Genomic DNA, 806 nt, shown 5'->3' on the forward strand with positions numbered 1-806 from the left:
CCGACCTTGCAGAAGTCCGGCACCGAACAGATGGCTTTCCACTCATGGCTGTCGTTGGCGGCGTGGCGGGCGTTACCCCACAGATCCCGCCCATCTTCCATCGGCTCCGATTCGGCCAGTTCGCCTTCCTTGTAGGTTCCGTCCTCGAAGCGCTGTTTGACTTCGCGCGCGGTCTCGTCGAAGAAATCCCGGTCGTTGTCCCAAAGATGCCCGTCCGCCGCGAACAATCGATCCGCGTTGTCGATGGCTTGCTGAGCCTGGGCGAGGCTGTCGATGCCGTAATCGCTGCGGAATATGTCGGCATTGCTTCCTGGGGTGACGACGATGGTGTCCAGAACGATGACATCATCCATGGGGCGCCACCTCGTGGAAGGGCACGTTCAGCGTACCGATCGCCAGCCGGCGTAGCGGATTACGGCGTTCGAAGGTGCCGCGCCAGACCAGCGAGACCTGGCGCGTATCCAGGTCGATGGCCACGGTATCGAGCACCAGCGGCCCCTGCCGGGTACGGCCGCGAAACGGGGTCAGCGAAGCCAGCGCCAGTACCCCGGGCAGACGGAAATGCGTCAGGCCCTCGGGCAGCATGCCGAGCAGGGAGATGAACTCGTCGCCAGCCAGGTAGCCTGGCTGGATGAGGTCGGGCGGCGCGGCCTGGTAGAAGCGCTCGTCGAAATCCTCCGGCAGCAACGGATAGCGCTCGCTCTGCCAGTGTTCGTCGTAGGTGCCGGCATGCTGGAGGCGTGGCTGACTCCAGCGCGCCAGGGGCGCGAAGCCTTGTGCCGGCAGATCGTCATGGGGGCTGGTGA

At 64.8% G+C, this 806-nt stretch carries 2 protein-coding genes; both read right to left on the reverse strand.

Going from position 1 to position 806, the window contains the following annotated elements; genetic code table 11:
* Nucleotides 1-353: hypothetical protein (locus tag DNK06_RS25030; RefSeq protein WP_207391061.1), on the reverse strand; the 353-nt coding region annotated here is incomplete at its 3' end.
* Nucleotides 346-806, reverse strand: a 461-nt coding sequence (locus DNK06_RS25035; RefSeq protein WP_131182670.1) for a DUF2169 domain-containing protein, incomplete at its 5' end; no start/stop codon positions are given. The genes DNK06_RS25030 and DNK06_RS25035, both read right to left, overlap by 8 nt.

It is taken from the genome of Phytopseudomonas daroniae (genome assembly GCF_004327285.1).
Classification (GTDB): Bacteria; Pseudomonadota; Gammaproteobacteria; order Pseudomonadales; family Pseudomonadaceae; genus Aquipseudomonas; species Aquipseudomonas daroniae.